The sequence below is a fragment of the Saliterribacillus persicus genome (assembly GCF_003337485.1).
Taxonomy (GTDB): Bacteria; Bacillota; Bacilli; order Bacillales; family Amphibacillaceae; genus Saliterribacillus; species Saliterribacillus persicus.
In genome coordinates this window covers 1-18,019 of the sequence record NZ_QPJJ01000012.1, presented here as the reverse complement: position 1 = coordinate 18,019, position 18,019 = coordinate 1, and the positions used below count along the sequence as shown (strand labels likewise).

Below are 18,019 nucleotides of genomic sequence, written 5' to 3'. Positions count from 1 at the left end.
ACTGACACAGATTATGCTAACTAAGTAGACCAAATAGCATATAGCTAGTGTGTTCTTATCTTACACTATTACAACAAGCGTTCATTAGTATTTCAGAAGCTAGACTACTATTGCGACTTAAACTAAATAAGCGAACTATAGTAGAATGAAAATTTCTAGTATAGTTCGCTTGTTTTAGTTTTTTATTAACTTTTGTCAATTTAGTCTAGTCATCTAAAAAATCTTTTTGAAAGCTAGTTTTTAAATCGAACTTTCTTTTTTCATTAAACGATGCTTTTCGGATAATATTATCCCCATACTTATCTTTTAAGTGGGTCATAACTTCATATAACTTTTCATCTTCTTGATGTTCCTGATACGAAAATAAATCTAATTGAGTCACCATTTGTTCTTTTGTAATGATGTCCTGTACGGTAACACCTAGTAATCTTATAGCTGTACCATCCCAATTTTCTTCAAAAAGAATTTTTGCATGAACAAAAATCTCTTCTTCCTTATCTATATGTTTATTTATTTTCTTTGATCTTGTAATTGTTTTGCGATTATGAAAACGGATCATTAATTGTAATGTTTGACCAGCAGCGTCTTTTCTACTTAATCTATTTGCTACATTTCGAGACAAGGTATGAAGTAATCGATCTATATCTTGAACTTCCACCGTATCATAAGGAAGTGTCTGAGAACTTCCAATACTTTTAAACCGATGAATAGATTCTGGATCCACTGCTCTTTTATCTAATCCGTTAGCTCTATCTTGTAATTTTTCTCCATTTATACCTAAGAGTTGCTTTAACTGTGCTCTATTTGCACTAGCTAAGTCGCCAATCGTATTAATATTTATCTCTTGTAATTTTAATGCTGTTTTCTCTCCTACCCCGTACATATGATCAATGCTAAGCGGCCATAGTTTTTCTTGAACATTTCTCTTTCTCAATATTGTAATTCCGTTTGGTTTTTTCATATCAGAAGCCATCTTAGCTAAAAACTTATTTGGTGCAATACCTATACTACATGGTAGATCTAGCTCTTGATATATAATTTTTTGAATTTGATTTGCAATATCGATTGGAGATCCATATTCTTCACATTCCGTTATATCCATATAGCCTTCATCTATAGAAACTGGCTCAACAAATGGCGTAAAACGAAACAGAATATTAAACATTTCTTTTGAAGCTTTACGGTATCTTTCAAAGTTTGGTCGCATCACAATTAAATTTGAGCATAATTTCTTTGCTTGCCATAAGGGCATGGTTGTTTTTACACCTTTTTTCCTTGCCTCATAACTACTTGTGACGATTATCCCTTTCCTTTCCTCAGGATTACCTGCTATTGCAATTGGTTTCCCTTTTAAGGAAGGATCGTATGCCGCTTCAACAGAAGCATAAAAGCTATTCATATCGACATGAAGAATCACTCTACCATTCTTTGGATTCCATTTTGACATGATAATCTCGTCCTTTCATAAGGCAGCCCTATGCTTCTTCGATAATAGATAGAAGCATAAAAGGAATTTTTTCTAACTCTTTTATTTTTATTTTTTCATTAACAGTGTGTATATCTTCATATCCTACAGCCAAATTAATTGTCGGCACACCTTTTCCAGACAAGTGATTAGCATCGCTTCCTCCTCCACTTCTAACTAATGAAGGTTTTAAACCAATTTTATTTATAGCAATTACTGCTTTCTCTATCACAGGATCTTTTTCTGAAAAATGGTAGCCTGGATACATATGTTTTACAGCTATTTTTGATGATGAGCCCATTTCTTTTGCTACTTGCTTAAAGGTTTCACACATATGCTCAACCTGTTTTTCTAATTTTGTACTAGATAAAGAACGTGCTTCGGCAACAACTTGCACCTCATCACAGACAATATTAGTTTGCCTTCCTCCTTCAAATCGACCGATGTTTGCTGTAGTATCTTCATCAATACGACCAAGTTTCATTTTTGCTATCGCTTTAGCTGCTATAAAAATTGCAGAGATACCTTTTTCTGGATGTAAGCCAGCATGAGCAGACTTACCAAAAACGGTTATAAATAGTTTTGCTTGGGCTGGAGCTGCAACTGTAATTTTCCCAACATCCCCATCACTATCTAATGCGTAACCGTATTTAGCATCTAATTTAGTTATATTAAATTTTGAGGATCCTACTAACCCTGATTCTTCTCCAAAGGTGATAAGAAAAGTTATTTTCCCATGTTTTATTTCCTTTTCTTTTATGAGATGAATTGTTTCAATCATACTTGCGAGACCTGCTTTATCGTCTGCTCCTAGGATTGTGGTTCCATCTGTTTTTATGTACCCGTCTTCCAATATAGGATTAATTCCCTTACCAGGAACAACCGTATCCATGTGAGAAGTGAAAAAAATTGCATCCTTTTCTTCATTCTTCCCCTCTAGTTCACAAATAAGGTTTCCAGCCACGTGATCAGTGCCTTTATTAGCTTGATCTTCCTTTACAGTTAACCCCAGTTGTTCAAAAATACCTGTTAAATAATCTGCTATTTCTCTTTCATGTTTGGTTTCAGAATCTATTTTCACAAGATCTATAAATTGTTTAATTAGTCTAGAATTTGTCATCAATTATTTCCTTTCATTCTTAAAATGTATTGGATCATCATGTAATATAAATCAAAATTTATACTTCATTCTTTCCTTTAGAAAAAACAAATAATATACTTGTTCAAAATCACTATTCGATGTAAAATAATATGTAACTAGGCAATAAAGGAGGCTTTATCATGGCATCGAATGCTCCAAGAAAATTATCTAAACGCGAAAAAAGAACAAAAGTTATTATATATATTATGATTATAGCGATGGTTCTATCCACTTTCACCGCAGGATTAGCCTATTTAATCTAAGTAATTTTGTTTTAATAGAAGTTAAGGCATCCATTTTATTTCAAATGGATGCCTTTTTTCTGCATGAACAGCTTTCTTTTATATTTCCTCACAATACGTATCAAATAATGATTGTAATTTCGTCACAACTTCTACTGCTGAATGTCCTTCAATTTCATGTCGTTCTACCATTTTCTTAATTTCTCCATCTTTTAAGATTGCGAAAGATGGAGAGGAAGGTGCATACCCTTCAAAGTACTGTCTTGCACGTTCTGTAGCTTCTCTATCTTGCCCGGCAAAAACAGTTACTAATTGATCTGGTCTTTTATCATAATGAATTGCATTTGCAGCTGCTGGTCTCGCTACCCCACCTGCACATCCACATGTAGAATTTACCAGCACTAAGGTTGTCCCTTTTTTGCCAAATGTCTCATCAACTTCTTCTGGTGTTGTTAATTCTTCATATCCCGCTTGTTTTATTTCTTTTCTGGCACTATCTACCACATCATTCATGAATAAGTTAAAATCCATTAATATCAACTCCATTCCTTTGCTAGCTAATTTAATCCTATCAATTGTATCATACAATATCAAATTATTACGTTTCAGTTTCCTTAGTAGCAACTGATAATTCAATCACAAACAGTGTTCCTTTGCCATCACTATTTAATAACTCAATCTCTCCTTCATGATTTTCTAAAATTCTATATACAACATTCAAACCAAGGCCCGTACCATTTTCTTTAGAGGTTGCAAAAGGTTCAAAAAGTTTTTCCTGTATTTCAGTAGGAATTCCTGGTCCATTATCATGAAAGTATACATAATATTTATTATTTTTAATCATGGAGTAGATTTCTATTTTTCCATCAAAATTAATAGCTTCAATACTATTTCGAATTAGATTTAAAAATACTTGTTTCAGTTGTTTAGAATCAGCTAAAACTAATAAATCTGCTACATTAATTTTAATCTGGATTTGTTTCGCGTCTAAAGAACTATTTAGTAATGGTAATAGATCATCAAAAATGTCATTTATATTAACAGGTAATAATTTAGGTTCTCTTTGATGTGACATTAGCAACATTTGTTCTACAATAGAATAAAGACGATCAATCTCTTTCATAATAAGCGGGATTTGAAATTTGTTTTTTTCCTCTTCCGATAAGGATTCTTCAAGTAATGATATAAATCCATATATCACTGTTAATGGGTTCCTGATTTCATGAGCGCTTGAAGCTGCCATTTCACCAACTAGTGCCAATTTTTCCGATTGAACCATTCTATTCTCAAGTTCCTCAGGCTCCGTAATATCAACAAAATAAAAAATCCTACCTGTAATGGAGTGATCATGATCATATAGATTTGTTTGTGATACTAAAAATACATATTTTTTGTTATTCCAATTTAATTTAACTTTACGATTATGGAAATTTTCCCCTGAATATAAGAGCTTAAAAATATCAAAATTCTTAATATTATTATTAGTCTCTTTTTTATCTAATTCTTCATCCGTTAAATTAAAAAATTGTTTTGAAAATAAATTTTGATTAAAGTGTTTCTGAATGTGGTCATATGTAATAATTCCTACAGGCAAAGAATTAAGAATTTGCTCTCTTTTTATTTTATCTGAGAGAATTGTTTGAAATGATTGTTGTAAACGAACAGACATCTGATTAATACTACTCGTTAATGTTTTTAACTCCTTCTGATCAGTAGCAGGTAAAATTTCCCCATAATTTCCTGTTGCAATGTCATCAACCTTTTCTACCATAATATCTAGTGGCTGTGTTAAGTTTTTACTTAATCGATAGGCACCGTACACAGATAAAATGATGGTGCCAACCATTACTATGATTAGTAACCAAACTGCTTTTTCGATGATTTCAGGGAAGGTGTTTGTGTTTTCGGTAAATGAGTTATATTCAAGCTCCATATCTTCTATTAAACTTGATCTTATTTCTTCTAACTCAGGAAGATAATCATTATTGATTACTTCCTTTGCTGCTTCGACATTATTATACTCTAATAAACCACTTACTTCGTTAACAATAATAAAATCTAACAAATTAATTCTACTATTATAATTTTCTAAGGTGGACGGTAATTCAATCAGATTATTTTCTTTTTGCATTTCCATTTCATTTTCTTCATATTGCTCTACAAAATTTCCCTCAAAATCATTTTGCAAATAATGAATAACCATATATTCCTTAATATCTAATTCTTTTTCCCAGTAGCTATACCATAAAAGTTCTGGGATATTATCTTCTTTAATGGTATAGGTTACTTCATTAACCTCTGATATAGAATTAGTCAATACAATAGTGAAACAGCTAAAAATAAAAATAATACCAAGTAAAATGAAAAGTATTTTATTTCTAAGTGTTACAAGGCGTAGCCATCTTTTCATTTTTAAACCCCCGGTATTATATAAAGGTTGACCCTATTGTTTATTAATGCTTCTTTAGAATTTCATCCTGATGCTCATATACAATTTCCTTTTCTTGATGCGTATACATCGGACCTAAAGGAGCTAAACCATATACCCCGTGTGATGTATTTAACATAACTTTTTTACTAGCAATTCCCTCTTCACTTATAAAGTCATCCATTATAGCGACATAAGCTTGAGGTACATCATTTAGGACACTCGTTAACATTTTATCTTTAGCCATATATGATTGATCTTCTAAGTATCCTAAAAGATATACATCTTTATCCTTAGCATAATTAAATACTGCTTTATTATAGCTATTACCCTTAGCATACAATATGTCAACACCAGCATCAATCATATTTTTAGCAATCTCCACTGCTTTAACCTTATTCTCACGTCCCTCAGCTACACCATATAAAAGCTCAATATCAGGATCAATTTCTTCAAGACCTGTTCTAAATCCCCAATCCTTGTCAATATTATCAATAGCATCAATCAATCCAACTTTTTTCTTTGTTGTTTTTATTGCAGCCGCAATTCCAGCGAGATATTCAATTTCTTGATGATCATATGTATATACTGCTAAATTATCTGCTAAATTGTCACCATGAATCGTTACAAATTGAACATCCGGATAGCTATCTGCTACTTTATTAAAAGCTTCTGAAAATTCTCTTCCATGACCAATGATAAGGTCTTTTGGATTTTTTAATATATCGTGAAGCTTCGTTTCTATTTCAGATTCATCTAATTCACTATGCAACGTAGCATTTGCTTGATAATTTTCTTCGATTAGAATTTGCCCTTTATATGCCAGACTTCCCCAACTTTGATCTGTCACCACATCAGTAGTTAAGATTGAAATTTCAAGTGGAACGATTTCTTTTGCATTCATATTATTTAATATCTGCGTAGATTTAAATAAAATAATTCCAATAATTAGAATTGTAACTCCTATGGTAGTCCATAATATCCATTTAACTTGCTTCTTATTTTCCATAGCACTGACAAACTCCTCTTACAAATATTATAACTATAATTTTAATTATACATAAAATTTATCCAGTTGCCCATAAAAAATTACATTCTTCTACTATTTTCGACATTTTTATTTGTAAATACTATGGGATATTTACTCAAGCTGTCTCATATCTATATCTTATAAGCGTTTCAAGTTATTTATGATGGGGGTTAGGACATGCAATGGTTTGGGTTAGAGGATATTAATTTAATCATGATGCTTGAAGTTATTGCAATAGATATTGTACTTTCCGGTGATAATGCACTAATAATTGCAATGGCAACGAAGCATCTACCTCAAAAGCAAAGAAATAAAGCTATAGCGATTGGCATTGTAGGAGCAATTATGCTGAGGATTTTATTCGCAAGTGGGGTTGTTTACTTACTGCATTTCCCATATATTTACTTCATTGCAGGGATATTACTTTTGTGGGTGTCTTATAAATTATTAATAAATGAGGAGTCTGAAACAAAGGTTAAATCACAATCGAAAAATTTAAGACAAGCAATCTTAACCATTATTCTAGCTGATGCAATAATGAGTTTGGATAATGTGGTTGCTTTAGCAGGTGTTGCAAAAGGACAACTATTGTTAATAGCTATTGGAGTTGTTATAAGTATTCCTATAATGATTTATGGTTCTAAGTTAATTGTAAAATTGTTGATGAAATACAGAGTCCTAATTTATATAGGTGCAGCTATATTAGCTTATACTGGTGCTAGTATGATAACAGAGGACCAACAGATGAAAAGATTATTATTATTAGACTCTTTTTTTCTAATTGTGTTGATTCAAATTATCTTAACCATAGCTATTTTAGCTACAGGCTATATTGAAAATAGGACAAAGCAAAATCTTAAAGAAACTACTGATTGAATAAAATCAGGTTAAGTTGCGCTTACTATCAACTGCTGCTTTCCTAACTATAGGTACATTCCAATTCATTTTCACAGCCAACATCCGGATTGAAAAAGTAACAAATAAACATAAATATAAAGATAGATTTGGGGCATATTCATAGACAAAATATAGCGATACAGATCCTGCAATAGATGCAATTCCATAGATCTCTTTTCTGAACACTAACGGAATTTGTTGTGTAAATACATCACGTAAAACTCCGCCCCCAATACCTGTAACAAGACCCATTGCAACAATTAAAAAAGGTTGTGAATATCCCAACATAATTGCAGCATTAGCACCAACTGCAGTAAATACACCGAGTCCAATTGCGTCAAAAATAATAACACTATGATTTAACTTAATAATTATTTCATAAAAAAGAATCGTGATTAGTGCAGATAATAAGCTGATCAAAAAATATTGTGGGTCTACCAAGTTAACTGGTGGGATTTGACCTATCATAATATCACGAATAACTCCACCAGCTAATGCTGTTGTTAAAGCTAAAAGTAATACACCAAAAACATCTAATTTTTTATCAATAGCTACTAACGCGCCAGAAATTGCAAAGGCAATAGTTCCAAAATAAACAAAAGTTTCGATTAAAGTCATCTATCTCACTCCTTTTGAAAAACATTAGATTTGGTTTTTTCATTATAATCAATAGAAAAAGACAATTTTCATTTTAAAAATCTGATAAAACACAAACGATTCATTCTTTCTGATGAGAATTATACGCTTTTAGTCATTTGTTGTCTAGTTTCATTTTTGTAGATGTAACCTTATTCCATATTTTTTCTATACGAACAAAAAGCCATTGTAAAGCTAAACCTTGAATAATGACTCCAATCATTGATGTGAAGGTTAGTAAAATAATAGTAGTAAAGTGATCAACATCTTGAAAACTACTCGCAAAAAGGAAAAGGTGTTGTAGAATGATATACACACTCTCATAAAGGTTATCAAATTTGTTTTCGATTAGAAACACACTTAATGATAGAACTAGTAGTAAGACTAATAGTACAGGTGAAATTAGAGTCTTTTTAAACTTGGACATTCTATTTAAATATGGATTAATATAATATTTTGTAATCGTTTTTATTCTAAACAAATAAATTAGACGAACAATTCTTGCAACTTGAAAGAATTGATCAAATGGAACAATTGCAATGACAAGAAATGGGTTCTTTTTAATGAAAACCCATTTCTTTTTTTCTTTAAAGAATCTCACTACAAAATCTACAAAGAAAATAAACCATACGATCCACCCAATAATGGAATTAAATGAGTTCTCCATCCATAATGTCAGAACTGTTAGAATTACTAATATTAACATGAACACATCATATGTTATTTTAAGCATCTGTTGCATAAAACCACACTCATCTCTTGCAATTTTAGAAATAATATTCACTCATTATAGCAAGGAAAACATATAATTCCTACACTTTTACAAGTTTAATTAATTTATCGATATTCATAAAAAAAGTACGCTAAGCTAAATTAGCCTACGCACTTTTATCATATGAAAAAAATATTATTTGTTTTTAATAAATTGGAGTGGTTTCGCTAGAAATATTCTCTAGTATTCCTTTTACATGTGACATGAAAGCCCCACATATAACCCCATCTAATACTCTGTGATCAAGTGATAAACATAAATTCACCATATCTCTAGCCGCGAACATATCATCTATAATAACTGGCCGTTTAACAATCGATTCAACTTGAAGGATCGCTGATTGCGGATAATTTATTACTCCCATCGATTCAACAGATCCAAAAGAGCCTGTGTTATTAACTGTAAATGTTCCGCCTTCCATGTCTTCTGGTTTTAAAGAATTTGTACGAGCCTTTTGTGAAAGCTGATGTATTTCTTTCGCTATACCTTTTATGCTTTTTTCATCAACATTTTTTATAACTGGAACGTATAATTCATGATGATGTGCGACTGCAATTGATAAATTAATGTCACTGCGATGAATAATCTTATCACCAGCCCAGCAGCTGTTCAGCTGCGGAAATTGTTTTAATGATTTGGCAACTGCATTAAGAAAGAAAGCAAAATATGATAGATTGTAACCTTCATTTTCTTTAAAGGAATTTTTTTCTGCATTTCTATATCGAACTAAATTTGTAACATCGACTTCGATCATCATCCATGCATGAGGAATTTCAGTTTTAGATCTAACCATATTTTGAGCAATTGTTTTTCTTAATCCTGTTACTGGTATTTCTCTATCACCAGGGTTAGCAACAATTGGTTTTCTTCGAATTATTGGCGGATGAAACTCTATTTCCTCATCCTCTGAACTTACTTCTTCTTTTTCAATTGTTTTTTCCTTGTTTGGATTATTTAAATAGCTTTCAAGATCTTTTTTAGTTATTCTTCCACTATTTCCTGTTCCAACTACTTCATTTAAATCGACGTTGTTTTCTTGAGCCATACGCATAACTACAGGTGAATATCTTTTCTTCATTGAAGTATTATCCTTAGTTTGAGTAGACGAGTCTTCTTTTTCATTGTCTGGTTTTTCATCATTTAAAGCATTTTTCTTTTCTTTTGTTTCTATAAAACACATTAATTCTCCGACTTCAATTGTTTCTCCTTCACCAGCAATGATTTCACTAATTTCCCCTGTAAAAGAGGATGGTACTTCTGCATTTACTTTATCTGTCATTACTTCAGCTATCGGATCGTATTTTTCTACATGATCTCCTGTTTTAACTAACCAATTACTTATTGTTCCTTCTGTTACACTTTCGCCTAGCTGAGGCATATTGATTCTTTCCTTCGTCAACGTAACCCCTCCTCATCCTATTAAAATTCTGCTAATTCTCTTATCGATTGTTCCACTTTATCTGCATTTAACATAAACTCTTTTTCTAAAGTTGGAGCATAGGGCATGGAAGGAACATCAGGTCCAGCTAAACGTTTAATGGGTGCGTCTAAATCAAATAGACAATTTTCACTTATAATTGCTGCAACTTCTCCAATTATACTGCCTTCTTTATTATCTTCTGTAATGAGTAAAACTTTACCTGTTTTAGAAGCAGCTTTAATGATTGCTTCTTGATCTAATGGATATACCGTTCTAAGATCTAATACTTCTATTGAAATATTCTCTTCTGCAAGCTTTTCAGCAGCTTGTAATGCAAAATGTACACATAATCCGTAGGTTATAACAGTAACATCTGTGCCCTCTCGTTTAATGTCAGCCTTTCCTATTGGTAATGTATAATCTTCATCAGGAACTTCACCTTTAATTAAGCGATATGCTCTTTTGTGTTCTAAAAATAATACTGGATCATCATCTCTAATCGCTGCTTTTAATAAGCCTTTTACATCATAAGGAGTGGAAGGCATCACAACTTTTAAGCCAGGCTGATTCGCAAAAATAGCTTCAATTGATTGAGAATGATACAAGGCTCCGTGGACCCCGCCACCGTATGGCGCTCTTATTGTAATTGGACATTCCCAATCATTGTTGGACCGATATCTTAGTTTAGCTGCTTCAGATATTATTTGATTGACCGCAGGTAAAATAAAGTCAGCAAATTGCATCTCAGCAATTGGGCGCATTCCATACATGGCAGCACCAATTCCAACACCTGCTATTGCAGACTCAGCAAGAGGAGTGTCAATCACACGGCTCTCTCCATATTTTTGATATAGACCATCAGTAGCTCTAAATACTCCACCACGTACGCCTACATCTTCTCCAAGAATGAAGACCTTCTGATCACGATCCATTTCTTCATCTATAGCTTTTGTAACTGCTTGGATATATGACATGACTGGCATTAGATTTCCTCCTTACTACTATAGACATATTTCCACATTGTAGATGCGTCTGCGTATGCAGCATTTTCTGCATATTCAGTTGCTTCATTTATTTCATTTTTTATCTTTTCATTTAATATTGCATCTTCTTCTTCGGTCCATATAGAATTTTCTATTAAATAGTTTCGATAATGGCTAATACCATCTTTTTTCTTCGCTTCTTCTACTTCAGTTTTTTCTCGATAAGAACTATCGTCATCATCACTGGAGTGTGGCGTTAGTCGATAGGAAACAGCTTCAATCAATGTAGGACCTTCACCACTTAAAGCGTTAGCTCTTGCTTCTTTAACAGCCTGATACACTTGAAATGGATCGTTACCATCAACTGTAATACCCTTCATTCCATATCCGATTGCTCTGTCTGAAATGTTCACACATGCTACTTGCTTTCGTAAAGGTACAGAAATGGCATATTGATTATTTTCCACAAAGAAAATTACTGGTAATTTGTGAACAGCTGCGAAGTTACAACCTTCATGAAAATCTCCCTGATTACTGGACCCTTCTCCTAAGGTAACAAAAGAAACAATTTCTTTTTGTTCCATTTTGGCTGCTAAGGCAATTCCTACAGCATGAGGAACTTGCGTAGTAACTGGAGATGAACCAGAAACTATTCTGTTTTTTTTCTGTCCAAAATGACCAGGCATTTGTCTTCCGCCAGAGTTTGGATCTTCACCCTTTGCATATGCTTGTAACATTAAATCCTTGATAGTCATTCCGAAACTAAGTACTACCCCTACATCTCTATAGTAAGGAAGGACAAAGTCTTCTTTTCTATTTAAGGCCATAGAAGCGGCAACCTGTTGTACTTCTTGTCCCTGACAAGATACTACAAATGGTATTTTCCCTGCACGATTTAACAACCACATACGTTCATCAAGTCTTCTTGATAAAAGGATTTGTTTATACATTTCTATCATCGTTTCATTTGTAAGACCGAGTTCCGTATGAGCAGCTTTACTTTTTAACGATATCATTGTACATTCCTCCCTTTTATTGCATGAACTGCTTCCCCAATTATTTCTGATAGAGACGGATGTGGATATACCATCTCATCCATTTCTGATGCGGATGCGTCTAAATATTTTGCTAAACTAAGCTGTGTAATCATTTCTGTTGCTTGATCACCAATCAAATGTGCTCCAAGCAGATCATCATTTTCTTTGTTTATGATTATTTTAGCAAAGCCATCGTCTTGCCCATTTATCTTTGCCTTACCAATCATTTTAAATGGAATCTTTGCAATTTCAAATTCAAAGCCTTTACTCTTCACTTCATTTTCAGTTAAACCAATTGAGGCTATTTCTGGATAACTGTAAACACATGAAGGTATATGTTCATTTTTCAATTTTTCTATTTTTTCACCTGACATATGTTCTACAGCAAGTTCTGCTTCTTGCATTGCAACGTGCGCCAATTGTTTCCCTTCTATAACATCCCCTATAGCATATATATGATCTTCTTTTGTTTGATAAAATTCGTTGATTTCAATGAATCCATTTTTATTAGTTTTTATATCTGTGTTTTCGATACCGATATTTTTTGTGTTTGGGGCTCGCCCAATGGATACTAATAACTTCTCAGTCTCTAAGGAATACTCTTCACCATCTCGTGTAACCTTGATCGTTAAAGAATTATCACTTTGTTCTATTGAATCTTCCTGCAATTTTGAATTTTCGTAAATAGTTGCACCTCTATTTTCTAAAGCACTTTTCATTTGCTTAGCTAAATCTTGATCCATTTGTGGAAGAATTGTCTTTGCCGCTTCTACAATTGTTACCTTTACACCTAGATCGCAAAAAAACGAAGCCCACTCAACACCAATAACTCCTCCACCTAAAATGGTGATACTTTCAGGCAGTTCTTTTAATTCTAATAAATGGTCAGAAGTCACAATTTTATCTCCATCAACTCCTAATTTTGATGGCGCAACAGGTGATGCTCCTGTAGAAATAAGAACGTTTTTAGGAATGAGCATATCATTTTCTCGTTCATCATCATATTCTACTGAGATGGTTCCTGAAGTAGGTGAAAAAATAGAGGGTCCTAATATTCTTCCCATACCCTTAAATATAGTTATTTTTTCTTTATTAACAAGCTGTTTTACACCTTGATGCAATGAATTCACGATCTCGTTTTTTCTATCCATTGCTTTAGATAATTCAAACCCAATTTCATTAATCTGCACCCCAAAAAGAGAAGCTTCTTTTGCTTTTCTATATACTTCAGCACTTTTTAATAAAGCCTTAGAAGGAATACAACCTCTGTGTAAGCATGTTCCTCCTAATTTATCTTTCTCAACTATGGCAACTGATAAATTTAATTCTGCAGCCTTAATAGCAGCAACATATCCACCAGTTCCACCTCCTAATATTACTAGGTCATAATTTTTGGTCATAAAAACACCTTCTCTTTTTATTATTCAACATTTATTTATTTAGAACTGTGTTCAATTTTATCCTTCTATTTATAGCATACTCTTTATTTTAGATTGATAGTAGGTTTTTATAGAACATTCACTAAATCGTAATTTTTATTATGGTTTTATGATATCGTGTCCTATCAAATTTAGCAACTAACATATACATTGCGTCCATATCCTTTTTCATATAAAATATTATTTTACAGTATTTCTTTAGATTTAAAACTATCTAACTGAGGTGAGAATATGCGCGTTATTGCTTTTTTATTATTGTTAATACCTGGTATAATATCAACTTTTGGGATAAAGCTTATGCGTGATGCTTTCTTTGGTCTACTAACTCCCCTATTTTATCATTTGATCATACAATTTATAGTAGGGTTACTATTATTTGTAGGTGGATTAATTTTCATTGGAGGATTCATCTTACATAGAGATCGTAAAAGAAGAAAAACAAAAGGAAGATTTGAATAAATGTAACATCTGCAATTTTTCATCTTATATGAAGAATTGCTTTTTTTGTGAAAAAATAACAACTTGCTCAATTTTAAGTCTTCCTGTATTATTATTGATAATGATTCTCATTATTAGAGGGGTGGCTTTGTTTCATGAATAAAGAAATCTATGACGTCACTATAATTGGCGGGGGACCAGCTGGTTTATTTTCAGCATTTTATAGTGGTTTAAGAAATATGAAAACCAAGATACTTGAATATCAACGAACTCTAGGAGGTAAAATTCACGTCTATCCACAGAAAATGATTTGGGATATAGGGGGATTAAAACCAGCAACTGGTAAAGAAGTGATGGACAACATGATCTTTCAAGCTTTAACTTTTAATCCTACCGTTATATGTAATGAGAAAGCTGAAAAAATTGATAAGAATGGTGATCTATTTGAGGTAGTTGGTTCTAGTGGTGAAACGCATTATAGTAAAACAATAATAATTGCTGTTGGTAGTGGCATACTTCAACCACATGAATTAGAAATCAAAGGATTGGAAACAGAAAACATTCACAATTTGTTTTACACTGTACCGTCATTGGAACAATTTATGAATAAAACGATTCTCATCTCAGGTGGTGGCAATGCAGCAATTGACTGGGCAAATGAATTAGAACCCATCGCTGAAAAAATTTATCTTGTTTATCGAAATAAAGATTTAAAGGGACACGAAGCACAAGTTGAAAAATTACTTTCTAGCTCTGTCGAATGTATTTTTGAAAGCCAAATAGAAAATTTGCATGTAGAAAATAATTATATAAAAGAAGTTTTATTAAAAAATTCTGCTAAAGAGTCATTAACTAAACTTAATGTGGATGCTTTAATAGTAAACCATGGCTATATAAGGGATCGATCCTTATTTGATCAAAATAAGCTGAATTTTGACCTGGACGAATATGGAGCTGTAAATGGTTCTAATTTATCTGAAACCTCAGTACCAGGAATCTATGCTGCAGGTGATATCATCACACATTCAGGTAAGTTACACTTAATTGCTGGTGCTTTTCAAGATGCTGCACTAGCAGTAAATCAGGCAAAGAAATTTATCGATCCAAATGCAAAAGAGAAAGCAATGGTCTCTTCGCATAATGAAAGATTATTCGAAAAAAATAAAGATTTGTTAAAAGAGAAAAAGATACTTGGATGAATATCCATCCAAGTATCTTTTATTATTTGAAGAATGTGTCATATAAGGATCGAACAGCAGATTCTACTTTAGATGCTTTAATCCCAAACATCATAGAAACTTCAGAAGAGCCTTGGTTTATCATTTCTAAATTAACATTTGCTTTCGCAAAAGCATGTGTCGCCATATCTGCTAAACCAATTGTACTATCCATTCCTTCACCAACAACCATGATCAGTGCTAAATCACGATCTACAGTTACAGTATCTGGATCTAATTCTTCTTTAATTCTAGCAATTACTCTTTCTTCCACATCTTTTGGCATTCCAGATTCTCTGACAATGATAGAAATATCATCAATACCAGAAGGTGTATGTTCAAAAGAAATACCCTCATCCTCTAAAATACTCAATAATTTTCGTCCAAAACCTAATTCTCTATTCATTAAATATTTGCTGACATATATACTAATAAAACCTGTATCACTCGCAATACCTACTACAGGATTTTCTTGTGGTTCTTTCTTAGAGACAATGATAGTTCCTAGTCCTGTAGGGTTATTAGTATTTTTAATACATACAGGAATACTTGCTTTAAATGCAGGGATCAATGCCTCATCATGAAAAACTGAAAAGCCTGCATAAGATAATTCACGCATTTCCTTATAAGTTAGTGAGGTTATTTCCTTTGGATTATCTACAATTGTAGGGTTAACACAATATACTGAATCAACATCAGTAAAATTTTCATATAGCTCTGCTTTAATACCCGCAGCTACTATTGAACCTGTGATATCAGAACCACCACGTGAAAAAGTAACTAGCTTTTCTTCTTTGGTGTAACCAAAGAAGCCCGGAATAACTACAATTTGCTTTCTGTCATTTAATTTATACAACAACTCATAACTCTCATCTAACACTTGCGCTCCCCCAGGTTGCTCACTTACAAATAAACCTGCATCTTTCGGATTTAAATAAATGGCGTCCATCCCTAGTGATTGTAAATACAAGCTCAATACTTTAGCTAAAGAGTCTTCACCTGTTGCTTTAATTGAGTCTAATTTTAATACATCTGAAGCAGTTGAATCGAATGTATTTTGAATATCATTACGGATTTCTTCTACAATGTCACTTGAGAGTGACAACTGTTCTGTAATTTCACGAAAACGATTCAAAACAGATTCAAGTCTGTCTTCATATGGATCATTATCGAAATATGCCTCTGCAACAGATATTAATAAATCTGTTACTTTTGTGTCATCTCCGTGTCTTTTTCCCGGTGCAGATACTACAATAACTCTTCGATCTGCATCTGCTTGAATAATTTTTGCTACTTTTTTTAATTGCTCTGCATTTGCAACAGAGCTTCCACCAAATTTAGCTACCTTCATTGTTTAATCTCTCCAATTATATTTTTATATACCATAAAAATATTATCATATTTTCTAATTTGGTGTCATGTCTAAGCTATGTTTAATATCGAACATATGGAAGAGATTTTGCGTTATCTTTACCTCACATCCTCCACAAGTTAAAATTCAAGGATGAATCCTAAAATAATAGCGTATGTGGAAACATTTTATAAAAAGTTATTTTGCAATGAACATTTGCGTCCAATAATTTCCTTCTTTTACAAGCCCTACACCAATATGTGTATATTTTTCACTAAGTATATTTTTCCGATGTCCTTCAGAATTCATCCATGCTCTTACTACTTCTTCTGCTGTCCGTTGTCCTTTTGCAATATTTTCAGCAGCAGCACTATAAGAAACATTAAAACTTCTCATCATGTCAAATGGAGATCCATATGTTGGACTTTGATGACTAAAGTATCCATTATCTTTCATATCTCTGGACTTATATTTCGCCACTCTTGCCAATTGCCAATCCACTTTTAATGGGTTCAGTCCATACTTAATTCTCTCTTCATTCGTGAGTTCAATCGTTTGTAATTCAACATTCTTTAATTGATTTTTATCTGGAATGGTAATGATTTGCTCTGGATAAATTAAATCTGGATTTTCTATTTGTGGATTAGCCTCAATAATTTCTGATAAACCGATTCGATACTTCTTAGAAATTTTCCACAATGTGTCATGCTTTATGACTTCATATTCTTCTGCAGCAACTACATTTGCACCCATAATAAAAATTCCAATCAACACCAAAAGCGATATTTTTTTCATCCTAATACCTCCAATTATTGATAGTAGTTTTTAATCTTTCCCAAAAAATTCATACTATTCATAAAGCATTAATTTATTCTACTAAAAATAAGCAAAGAAAAACTGCATAAATCCAAAGATTATGCAGTAATTAGTGATTATTAAATTATGTTAAGGATAAAAAGTTTTACGATGCTCGGTGTTCTAATCGTAAGCGGTCAGCAACCATTGCAATAAATTCTGAATTTGTTGGTTTTGCTTTTGAAACATTTACTGTGTAACCGAATAAGGAAGATATGGAATCAATATTACCCCTACTCCAAGCAACTTCTATTGCATGACGAATTGCTCTTTCCACTCTTGAGGCTGTTGTATTGTATCTATTTGCTATTTCTGGATAAAGAACTTTCGTTATAGAGCCTAATAATTCAATATCATTATACACCATTGTAATTGCTTCTCTTAAATACATATAACCTTTGATATGAGCAGGTACACCAATTTCATGTATTATATTCGTTATACTTCCTTCCAAATCAAACTTTTTATTTGATTCTCTAGAACTCTTAAGCGAATGTGAACCATTTACTGGCTTTGAACCATGAACTTGACGAATTTGATCAGCAAGATGTTCAAGGTCAAAAGGTTTCAAAAGTAAGCGTCAAATACTTCACACGTATGCAACTCAGCCTCCAGATGAGATAATCTTCATAGATTAATTCTCAAAGGAGGCTTTTTATGTCAGATAA

At 32.6% G+C, this 18,019-nt stretch carries 17 protein-coding genes and 1 pseudogene; 4 read left to right on the top strand and 14 right to left on the bottom strand.

Features of this window, described 5'->3' with window-relative positions:
* Window positions 1–205 precede the first annotated feature (205 nt).
* Both DFR57_RS13440 and DFR57_RS13435 read right to left on the bottom strand, forming a co-directional pair.
* Window positions 206–1,447, bottom strand: coding sequence for a DNA polymerase IV (locus tag DFR57_RS13440; RefSeq protein ID WP_114353730.1), 1,242 nt, complete (start codon window positions 1,445–1,447; stop codon window positions 206–208).
* A gap of 28 nt (window positions 1,448–1,475) precedes the next feature.
* Window positions 1,476–2,588, bottom strand: a complete 1,113-nt coding sequence (locus DFR57_RS13435) for a M20/M25/M40 family metallo-hydrolase (RefSeq protein ID WP_114353729.1) — start codon at window positions 2,586–2,588, stop codon at window positions 1,476–1,478.
* Between the two features lie 158 nt (window positions 2,589–2,746).
* Between DFR57_RS13435 and prli42 the strand changes: the two genes are divergently transcribed.
* The gene (prli42, locus tag DFR57_RS13430; RefSeq protein WP_114353728.1) at window positions 2,747–2,869 is read left to right on the top strand and encodes a stressosome-associated protein Prli42; all 123 of its coding nucleotides are present in this window, start codon (window positions 2,747–2,749) and stop codon (window positions 2,867–2,869) included.
* Window positions 2,870–2,947: 78 nt separating this feature from the next.
* Here the strand turns inward: prli42 and DFR57_RS13425 are convergent, their stop codons facing one another.
* From DFR57_RS13425 to DFR57_RS13415, 3 genes are all read right to left on the bottom strand, one after another.
* Complete coding sequence (locus DFR57_RS13425) at window positions 2,948–3,379, bottom strand: BrxA/BrxB family bacilliredoxin (RefSeq protein ID WP_114353727.1); 432 nt, start codon at window positions 3,377–3,379, stop codon at window positions 2,948–2,950.
* A 67-nt stretch (window positions 3,380–3,446) separates the two neighbouring features.
* Window positions 3,447–5,258: an ATP-binding protein gene (locus DFR57_RS13420; RefSeq protein WP_114353726.1), complete on the bottom strand. Its 1,812-nt coding sequence runs from the start codon at window positions 5,256–5,258 to the stop codon at window positions 3,447–3,449.
* Between the two features lie 43 nt (window positions 5,259–5,301).
* Window positions 5,302–6,285, bottom strand: coding sequence for a BMP family ABC transporter substrate-binding protein (locus DFR57_RS13415; protein ID WP_114353725.1), 984 nt, complete (start codon window positions 6,283–6,285; stop codon window positions 5,302–5,304).
* A gap of 198 nt (window positions 6,286–6,483) precedes the next feature.
* On the opposite strand from DFR57_RS13415, the gene DFR57_RS13410 reads away from it, so the two are divergent.
* Window positions 6,484–7,182, top strand: a complete 699-nt coding sequence (locus DFR57_RS13410) for a TerC family protein (RefSeq protein WP_147269786.1) — start codon at window positions 6,484–6,486, stop codon at window positions 7,180–7,182.
* A 6-nt stretch (window positions 7,183–7,188) separates the two neighbouring features.
* Here the strand turns inward: DFR57_RS13410 and DFR57_RS13405 are convergent, their stop codons facing one another.
* The 6 genes from DFR57_RS13405 to lpdA all read right to left on the bottom strand — a co-directional run bounded on the left by DFR57_RS13405 (window position 7,189) and on the right by lpdA (window position 13,451).
* Entirely contained in the window at window positions 7,189–7,821 is a 633-nt protein-coding gene (locus tag DFR57_RS13405) for a trimeric intracellular cation channel family protein (protein WP_114353724.1), read from the bottom strand.
* 133 nt (window positions 7,822–7,954) lie between these two features.
* Window positions 7,955–8,581 (bottom strand): transporter, encoded by a 627-nt coding sequence (locus tag DFR57_RS13400; RefSeq protein WP_114353723.1) that lies wholly within the window; start codon window positions 8,579–8,581, stop codon window positions 7,955–7,957.
* 175 nt (window positions 8,582–8,756) lie between these two features.
* Window positions 8,757–9,989, bottom strand: coding sequence for a dihydrolipoamide acetyltransferase family protein (locus DFR57_RS13395; protein WP_425450972.1), 1,233 nt, complete (start codon window positions 9,987–9,989; stop codon window positions 8,757–8,759).
* A 41-nt stretch (window positions 9,990–10,030) separates the two neighbouring features.
* On the bottom strand, window positions 10,031–11,014 hold the full coding sequence (locus DFR57_RS13390; RefSeq protein ID WP_114353721.1) for an alpha-ketoacid dehydrogenase subunit beta: 984 nt from the start codon (window positions 11,012–11,014) through the stop codon (window positions 10,031–10,033).
* Window positions 11,014–12,030, bottom strand: coding sequence for a thiamine pyrophosphate-dependent dehydrogenase E1 component subunit alpha (locus DFR57_RS13385; RefSeq protein ID WP_114353720.1), 1,017 nt, complete (start codon window positions 12,028–12,030; stop codon window positions 11,014–11,016). The genes DFR57_RS13390 and DFR57_RS13385 overlap by 1 nt, the downstream gene beginning before the upstream one ends.
* A complete protein-coding gene (gene lpdA / locus DFR57_RS13380; RefSeq protein WP_114353719.1) occupies window positions 12,027–13,451 on the bottom strand; it encodes a dihydrolipoyl dehydrogenase in 1,425 nt (474 codons plus the stop codon). Before lpdA ends, DFR57_RS13385 begins: the two co-directional genes overlap by 4 nt.
* A gap of 270 nt (window positions 13,452–13,721) precedes the next feature.
* Between lpdA and DFR57_RS13375 the strand changes: the two genes are divergently transcribed.
* Window positions 13,722–13,949 carry a DUF2627 domain-containing protein gene (locus DFR57_RS13375; RefSeq protein WP_114353718.1) on the top strand — a complete coding sequence of 76 codons (228 nt, stop codon included), beginning with the start codon at window positions 13,722–13,724 and terminating at the stop codon, window positions 13,947–13,949.
* Window positions 13,950–14,083: 134 nt separating this feature from the next.
* Window positions 14,084–15,127 (top strand): NAD(P)/FAD-dependent oxidoreductase, encoded by a 1,044-nt coding sequence (locus tag DFR57_RS13370; protein ID WP_114353717.1) that lies wholly within the window; start codon window positions 14,084–14,086, stop codon window positions 15,125–15,127.
* 22 nt (window positions 15,128–15,149) lie between these two features.
* Here DFR57_RS13370 and DFR57_RS13365 read toward each other — a convergent pair whose 3' ends face one another.
* The 3 genes and pseudogenes from DFR57_RS13365 to spo0A form a co-directional block, all read right to left on the bottom strand.
* On the bottom strand, window positions 15,150–16,496 hold the full coding sequence (locus DFR57_RS13365) for an aspartate kinase (RefSeq protein ID WP_114353716.1): 1,347 nt from the start codon (window positions 16,494–16,496) through the stop codon (window positions 15,150–15,152).
* Window positions 16,497–16,694: 198 nt separating this feature from the next.
* Window positions 16,695–17,291 carry a CAP domain-containing protein gene (locus tag DFR57_RS13360; protein WP_114353715.1) on the bottom strand — a complete coding sequence of 199 codons (597 nt, stop codon included), beginning with the start codon at window positions 17,289–17,291 and terminating at the stop codon, window positions 16,695–16,697.
* A gap of 166 nt (window positions 17,292–17,457) precedes the next feature.
* A pseudogene (spo0A, locus tag DFR57_RS13355) lies at window positions 17,458–17,925 on the bottom strand (sporulation transcription factor Spo0A); the annotation flags it as partial.
* Between the last annotated feature and the right edge of the window lie 94 nt (window positions 17,926–18,019).

Coding starts and splice junctions, on each gene's coding strand:
- DFR57_RS13360 (WP_114353715.1), bottom strand. CDS start 17,291: ATGAAAAAAATATCGCTTTTGGTGTTGATTGGAATTTTTATTATGGGT.
- DFR57_RS13405 (WP_114353724.1), bottom strand. CDS start 7,821: ATGACTTTAATCGAAACTTTTGTTTATTTTGGAACTATTGCCTTTGCA.
- lpdA (WP_114353719.1), bottom strand. CDS start 13,451: ATGACCAAAAATTATGACCTAGTAATATTAGGAGGTGGAACTGGTGGA.
- DFR57_RS13440 (WP_114353730.1), bottom strand. CDS start 1,447: ATGTCAAAATGGAATCCAAAGAATGGTAGAGTGATTCTTCATGTCGAT.
- DFR57_RS13370 (WP_114353717.1), top strand. CDS start 14,084: ATGAATAAAGAAATCTATGACGTCACTATAATTGGCGGGGGACCAGCT.
- DFR57_RS13415 (WP_114353725.1), bottom strand. CDS start 6,285: ATGGAAAATAAGAAGCAAGTTAAATGGATATTATGGACTACCATAGGA.
- DFR57_RS13375 (WP_114353718.1), top strand. CDS start 13,722: ATGCGCGTTATTGCTTTTTTATTATTGTTAATACCTGGTATAATATCA.
- DFR57_RS13400 (WP_114353723.1), bottom strand. CDS start 8,581: ATGCAACAGATGCTTAAAATAACATATGATGTGTTCATGTTAATATTA.
- prli42 (WP_114353728.1), top strand. CDS start 2,747: ATGGCATCGAATGCTCCAAGAAAATTATCTAAACGCGAAAAAAGAACA.
- DFR57_RS13365 (WP_114353716.1), bottom strand. CDS start 16,496: ATGAAGGTAGCTAAATTTGGTGGAAGCTCTGTTGCAAATGCAGAGCAA.
- DFR57_RS13385 (WP_114353720.1), bottom strand. CDS start 12,030: ATGATATCGTTAAAAAGTAAAGCTGCTCATACGGAACTCGGTCTTACA.
- DFR57_RS13425 (WP_114353727.1), bottom strand. CDS start 3,379: ATGGATTTTAACTTATTCATGAATGATGTGGTAGATAGTGCCAGAAAA.
- DFR57_RS13410 (WP_147269786.1), top strand. CDS start 6,484: ATGCAATGGTTTGGGTTAGAGGATATTAATTTAATCATGATGCTTGAA.
- DFR57_RS13420 (WP_114353726.1), bottom strand. CDS start 5,258: ATGAAAAGATGGCTACGCCTTGTAACACTTAGAAATAAAATACTTTTC.
- DFR57_RS13395 (WP_425450972.1), bottom strand. CDS start 9,989: ATGCCTCAGCTAGGCGAAAGTGTAACAGAAGGAACAATAAGTAATTGG.
- DFR57_RS13390 (WP_114353721.1), bottom strand. CDS start 11,014: ATGCCAGTCATGTCATATATCCAAGCAGTTACAAAAGCTATAGATGAA.